The sequence below is a fragment of the Cupriavidus sp. BIS7 genome, from assembly GCF_000292345.1.
Lineage (GTDB): Bacteria > Pseudomonadota > Gammaproteobacteria > Burkholderiales > Burkholderiaceae > Cupriavidus.
The window spans coordinates 1-6792 of sequence record NZ_ALOU01000102.1 but is presented as its reverse complement, the minus strand read 5'-3'; the positions used below and the strand labels follow the sequence as shown (position 1 = coordinate 6792).

At 61.4% G+C, this 6792-nt stretch carries 6 protein-coding genes; all 6 read right to left on the bottom strand.

Going from position 1 to position 6792, the window contains the following annotated elements:
* Positions 1–76 precede the first annotated feature (76 nt).
* Positions 77–1336 carry an urea ABC transporter substrate-binding protein gene (gene urtA, locus B552_RS0126265; protein WP_019452045.1) on the bottom strand — a complete coding sequence of 420 codons (1260 nt, stop codon included), beginning with the start codon at positions 1334–1336 and terminating at the stop codon, positions 77–79.
* 317 nt (positions 1337–1653) lie between these two features.
* Complete coding sequence (cyoD, locus tag B552_RS0126260; RefSeq protein ID WP_019452044.1) at positions 1654–2004, bottom strand: cytochrome o ubiquinol oxidase subunit IV; 351 nt, start codon at positions 2002–2004, stop codon at positions 1654–1656.
* Positions 2005–2649: a cytochrome o ubiquinol oxidase subunit III gene (cyoC, locus tag B552_RS0126255; RefSeq protein ID WP_019452043.1), complete on the bottom strand. Its 645-nt coding sequence runs from the start codon at positions 2647–2649 to the stop codon at positions 2005–2007.
* 5 nt (positions 2650–2654) lie between these two features.
* A complete protein-coding gene (gene cyoB, locus B552_RS0126250; protein WP_026036070.1) occupies positions 2655–4628 on the bottom strand; it encodes a cytochrome o ubiquinol oxidase subunit I in 1974 nt (657 codons plus the stop codon).
* Positions 4629–4636: 8 nt separating this feature from the next.
* Entirely contained in the window at positions 4637–5605 is a 969-nt protein-coding gene (gene cyoA / locus B552_RS0126245) for a ubiquinol oxidase subunit II (RefSeq protein ID WP_026036069.1), read from the bottom strand.
* A gap of 591 nt (positions 5606–6196) precedes the next feature.
* Positions 6197–6670 carry a MaoC family dehydratase gene (locus B552_RS0126235; RefSeq protein ID WP_019452039.1) on the bottom strand — a complete coding sequence of 158 codons (474 nt, stop codon included), beginning with the start codon at positions 6668–6670 and terminating at the stop codon, positions 6197–6199.
* Positions 6671–6792 lie beyond the last annotated feature (122 nt).

Here is a 6792-nt window from a genome sequence, read left to right as displayed (position 1 = left end):
TGAACCTCAACACCCTCTCCCCCACCCCTCTCCCATTACATGGGAGAGGGGAGCGCATATCCACTGCAAGGGGACATCAATTCCCGGCGACCTTGTCCGCCTTGCCCTCATTACCCGCGATAAACGGGCTCCACGGTTGCGCGCGGACCGGCTTCGGCGTCTTCCACACCACGCTGAACTGGCCGTCGCCCTTCACCTCGCCAATCATCACCGGCTTATAGAGGTGGTGGTTGTCGCCCATCGTCAGCGTGAAGCCGTCCGGCGACTTGAACGTCTGGCCGTACATCGCCGCGCGTACCTTGTCCGGATCGGTGCTGCCGGCCTTCTTCACGGCCTGGGCCCACATGTGGATACCGACGTAGGTGGCTTCCATCGGGTCGTTGGTCACGCGCTTGTCGCCGCCGGGCAGGTTGTTGGCCTTGACCCATGCCGCCCATTGCTTCTTGAATGCGTCGTTCTCGGGATTCTTGACCGACATGAAGTAATTCCACGCCGCCAGATGGCCCACCAGCGGCTTGGTGTCGATACCGCGCAGCTCTTCCTCACCCACCGAGAACGCCACCACCGGCACGTCCTTGGCCTTCAGGCCGGCATTGCCCAGTTCCTTGTAGAACGGCACGTTCGAGTCGCCGTTGATCGTGGAGATCACGGCGGTCTTGCCGCCCTGTGCGAACTTCTTGATGTTGGCGACGATGGTCTGGTAATCGCTATGACCGAACGGCGTGTAGACCTCTTCGATGTCCTTGTCGGCCACGCCCTTGCTCTTCAGGAACGCACGCAGGATCTTGTTGGTAGTGCGCGGATAGACGTAGTCGGTGCCCAGCAGGAAGAAGCGCTTGGCGCCGCCACCCTCCTTGCTCATCAGGTATTCCACGGCCGGGATCGCCTGCTGGTTAGGCGCGGCGCCCGTGTAGAACACGTTCTTCGACATTTCCTCGCCTTCGTACTGCACCGGATAGAACAGCAGCGCGTTGGTCTCTTCGAAGACCGGCAGCACCGACTTGCGCGACACCGACGTCCAGCAGCCGAACGTGACGGCCACCTTGTCCTTGGTAATCAGCTGACGAGCCTTCTCGGCGAACAGCGGCCAGTTCGATGCGGGGTCCACCACCACTGGCTCGAGCTTGCGGCCCAGCACGCCGCCGCTCTTGTTGATCTCGTCGATCGTCATCAGCGCCACGTCCTTGAGCGAGGTCTCGGAGATGGCCATCGTGCCCGACAGCGAATGCAGGATGCCGACCTTGATCGGCTCGTTGGTCTGCGCCATCAGCGGGCTGGTACCGATCATCGCTGCGGCGGCTACCGCCGACAGCTTGAGGATGTCACGTCGTTTCATTGCAGCTCCCAGTTTGTCGTGTGATTAGGGACTACGCACCCCGGAAACCACTTCCGCAACTAGCGTGCCAGCCCGGCACACCTTCCCGGGCCGCCGGGACGTGACAATTCGATGGGAGACGCGCGGTGTCGCACCACGCTGGTGCCGCAGGCAGGGCTGACCGGGAGATGGCTGGCGCACCGCGAATGTGCAACGCCGCGATCGGGTGCGAACCGGCACGTGCCGGTGCAGCAATGGCCGAAGCCGGTGCGTTGCGCACCGTGGCCAATAAAAAACGGAGCCCGAAGGCTCCGTTTTTCAAACGACCGTATGAATGGTTACTTCATCCACGGCATCATGTTGGCGTTCATGTTGTGCATGATCCAGAGCGAACCGGCCAGCACGATGAACAGGATCAGCACCGTGAACAGCAGCGCCATCACATTCCAGCGCTGACCGTCGGAGCCGTCCAGGTGCAGGAAGTACTTCAGGTGCACGATGATCTGCACGACGGCCATGCCAAGGATGATCCACAGCATGGTGCCGCGGTCCATCGTACCGTCCATCACGATCTTGAACGGGATCACCGTCAGGATCACAGCCAGCACGAAGCCGATTACATACGACTTGACGCTGCTGTGGCCGTGCGACGCGCCGTGAGCGGCGGTCGAAGCGTGTTGCTGTGCCATTTACATTGCTCCCATCAGGTAGACCACGGTGAACACACCGATCCAGACCACGTCCAGGAAGTGCCAGAACAGGCTGAGGCAGTTCAGGCGCTTGGCCACGACCGGGGTCAGGCCCTTCTTCGACAGTTGCCACATCAGCACCAGCATCCACACCATGCCGCTGGCAACGTGCAGGCCGTGGGTGCCCACGAGCGTGAAGAACGACGACAGGAACGCGCTGCGGCTCGGGCCGGCACCTTCATGAATCAGGTGCGCGAACTCGTTGATTTCCATGCCCATGAAGCTGGCGCCCAGCAGGAACGTCACGCCCAGCCAGAACATCACGCGGCCCTTCTGCTGGTTTTGCATCGACACCATGGCAAAACCGTAGGTGATCGACGAGAACAGCAGGATGGCGGTTTCCACGAGCACATAGTTCAGCTCGAAGATCTCCTTGCCCGACGGGCCGCCCGCCACTTCGCCGCGCAGGACGGAGAATGCTGCGAACAGGCACGCGAACAAGATGCAGTCGCTCATCAGGTACAGCCAGAAACCAAAGATGGTGTTCTCGCTGGTGTCGTGATGCGCGTGGTCGTGCGCCTCGTCGTGCGAGTGCGCATGCGCGGGGGCTTTCGCCCCAAAGCGGTCAAGAACTTCAGTCGACATGGTTATCAGCCCTGGGCAGCAATGCGCTGCTGGTAGCGCGTTTCGATCTGCTCGACCTCGGAGGCCGGCACGTAGTAATCGATATGGTCATCGTTGGCGCGACGAATGAACGACACGACCATGCCGATCAGGCCCACGGCGGCAAGCCACCAGATGTGCCAGGTCAGCGCGAAGCCCAGCGCCAGGCTGAAGGCACCCATGTAGAAGCCGGCGGCGGTGTTCTTCGGCATGTGAATCTGCTCGAAGCCATCCGTGCGGATCTTCTCGCCACGGGCCTTCATGTCGGCGAACGCGTCCAGGTCACGCACCACCGGGGTGTGCGCGAAGTTGTAGAACGCCGGCGGCGACGAAGTTGCCCATTCCAGCGTACGGCCACCCCACGGGTCGCCCGTCACGTCGGCCAGCTTCTTGCGGTCGCGGATCGACACGACGATCTGCAGCACCTGGAAGAAGATGCCCAGCGCCACGAACACCACGCCCACCACGGCCAGATGCAGCCACGGCGTCCAGGCCGGGTTGTCGGTGTGGTTCAGACGACGGGTCATGCCCATCAGGCCCAGCACGTATAGCGGCATGAAGGCGAAGTAGAAGCCCACCAGCCAGCACCAGAAGGCGCACTTGCCCAGGCGCTCGTTCAGCGTGAAGCCGAAGGCCTTCGGCCACCAGTAGGTCACGCCGGCCAGGTAGCCGAACAGCACGCCGCCGATGATCACGTTGTGGAAGTGAGCAATCAGGAACAGACTGTTGTGCAGCACGAAGTCAGCAGCCGGCACGGCCATCAGCACGCCGGTCATGCCGCCGATCACGAACGTGATCATGAAGCCCAGCGTCCACAGCACCGGCGACGTGAACTGCACGCGGCCACGGTACATCGTGAACAGCCAGTTGAAGATCTTCACGCCCGTCGGGATCGAGATGATCATTGTCGTGATGCCGAAGAACGCGTTCACGTTGGCGCCGGAGCCCATCGTGAAGAAGTGGTGCAGCCACACGATGAACGACAGCACCATGATCGCGCTGGTGGCGTACACCATGCCCTTGTAGCCGAACAGCTTCTTGCCCGAGAACGTGGAGATGATTTCCGAGAAGATACCGAACGCTGGCAGCACCAGGATGTAGACCTCGGGGTGGCCCCAGATCCAGATCAGGTTCACGTACATCATGGCGTTGCCGCCAGCGGTGTTCGTGAAGAAGTGCATGTCGAAATAGCGGTCCAGGCCCAGCAGTGCCAGCGACACCGTCAGCACCGGGAAGGCAGCCACGATCAGCACGTTCGTGCACAGGACGGTCCAGGTGAACACCGGCATGCGCATCAGCGTCATGCCCGGAGCGCGCATCTTGAGGATGGTCACCAGGAAGTTCACGCCAGTCAGCAATGTCCCAAGGCCTGATATCTGCAACGACCAGAGGTAGTAGTCCACCCCCACGCCCGGGCTGTAGTCCAGGCCCGACAGCGGCGGGTAGGCCAGCCATCCGGTACGGGCGAATTCGCCAACGCCCAGCGAGACGTTCACGAGCAGCGCGCCAGCCACGAACAGCCAGAAGCTCAGCGTGTTCAGGAACGGGAAAGCCACGTCGCGCGCGCCGATCTGCAGCGGCACCACGAGGTTCATCAGGCCCGTCATCAGCGGCATGGCCACGAAGAAGATCATGATCACGCCGTGGGCCGTGAACACCTGGTCATAGTGCTCGGGCGGCAGGAAGCCGGTGGCGCCGTTAGTGGCAACCGCCAGCTGGGTACGCATCATGATCGCGTCGGCAAAGCCACGCAGCAGCATGATCAGCGCCACCAGCGAGTACATCACGCCGATGCGCTTGTGGTCGACCGAGGTAATCCACTCGGTCCACAGGTAATTCCACTTCTTGAAGTACGTGATCGCACCGAGCAGCGCCAGCCCGCCAAGGGCGACACAGGCCAGTGTGACCATGATGATCGGCTCATGAAACGGAATCGCCGACAAACTCAATTTGCCAAACATCATTGCTCCTAGATTTGCGCGCCCAGCGCCGGCTTGGCCGGCGTGGCCATGGACACCCGCTCTTCACCGAGCGTGTTACGCGACGTGCAGACCGGACCGCCATCGAAACCTTCGCGGGCCATGGCATGGCCGTCGCCGCCCATGTACTGATGCAGGATGCCGGTGAACAGACCGTCTTCGACCTTGCCGAAGTACGTCACCGGATCCGCTTCGCTCGGCTTGGCCAGGACCTTGTAGTCCTCGGACGCGAGCTGCTTTTCGGACGCGCGCACCTTTTCCACCCACTTGTCGAACTCGAAGTTCGACATGGCGATGGCCTTGAACTTCATGCCCGAGAAGCCGCCGCCGCTGTAGTTGGCGGACATGCCGTCATACGTGCCGGCTTCGCTGGCGATCAGGTGCAGCTTGGTCTCCATCCCTGCCATGGCGTAAACCTGGCTGCCCAGTTGCGGGATGAAGAACGAATTCATGATCGAATCCGACGTGATCTTGAAGTTCACCGGGGTACCTACCGGCAGCGCGAGCTGGTTCACCGTCGCGATCTTCAGTTCCGGATAGATGAACAGCCACTTCCAGTTCATCGCCACGGCTTCCACGGTCACCGGCTTGACGTTCGATTCGATCGGCTTGTACGGATCGAGATCGTGCGACGACTTCCAGGTGATGATGCCCAGCGCGATGATGATCAGGCAGGGGATCAGCCAGACCACGACTTCGATGCGGGTGGAGTGCGACCAGTCAGGGTCGTATTGAGCGGACTTGTTGCCGGCGCGATACTTCCACGCGAACACGAGCGTCAGGATGATGACCGGTACGACGACCAGCAGCATCAGCCAGGTGGCGATCAGGATGATGCCCTTGATGTCGACGCCGACTTGCCCTTTCGGGTCCATCAGCGTGAGGTTGCAGCCGGCCAGCAGGAGCAGGCCAAGGCAAGGCAGGTACCGCATCAGGGGCGGCATTTTTGGTTTCTTCATGTCACGACGGTCTGGTTGCGCCACGCCTGTGCACAAGCGTGGCACCGCCTACCTGCTGCACGGGGCAACTGGCTGGCTGGGCTGGGAAAAACCGGAGGACGTGTCCAAAGCTGGCGCTGCGAAATGGGCGATGCAAACGCCTGCGGACCATGCGGCCGGGCAACGCCATGAACGCGGCTTGGACAGCAACTGACGACTGCGTGCGCGCGCCTGAAGGGGCGGGAGCGAGCGCTGAGGTGACCGACTGCCTGAACTGCGTCTGTCCCGGTTCGGGCTGCCACCGGGACGAGCGTTGTGTCACGATGCTCACGCCATAACCGCTTGTAGAGCCCCCCTCACCAGCGCAGTGAGAACGGTCTCCGAGCGGATATCGCATTACTTCAAACATCGTGGGCGCGACTGTACCGCAACGCAACATTACGGGTAAACCCAGACACAACGGAAACACTGTTCTTTTAATCGGACAATGCTTTGATCTGTCGCAAGCAGGAAACAGTCATGCTGTGATTGATTGTTTTTCGACGATTCCACTGGACAAACAACAAGGGCCGCGTTCTAGCGGCCCTTGTTGTTTGATCGATATGTCAGGGCTCAGGAATAGCGCCGGCTGATCGATTCCGCCACGCAGACCGGACGATCACTGCCCTCCCGCTCGATCGTCACCCCCCAGGTGGACTGCGCACCAGTCAGGCCGTTCGGCATCGGCTCAAGGCGTTCCACGCCAAGCAGCTTCACGCGCGCGCGCAGGCGGCTGCCCACTGGCACCGGCGCCATGAAGCGGACCCGGTTCAGGCCATAGTTGACGCCCATCTTCACGCCTTCCATGTGGATCGCGTTCTGCATGAACTGTGGCAGCAGCGAAAGCGTCAGAAAGCCATGTGCAATCGGGGCGCCGTACGGCGATTCCCGCTTCGCACGTTCCACGTCGATATGAATCCACTGATGATCGCCCGTGGCCTCGGCAAACAGGTTGACCTGCTGCTGAGTGATCTCCAACCAGTCGCTGACGGCTACTTCCTGGCCTTTGAGCGATTCCAGTTCTTCCAGCGATGCGATGGTGCGCATGGTGCTTGTCTCCTTATTGGTTTGGCTCCCCTCTCCCATGACATGGGAGAGGGGTTGGGGGCGAGGGTATTGGGGGTCTGCTTGCCGATCTGCCTCAATTTGAACCGCCCCGCCCTCTCCCC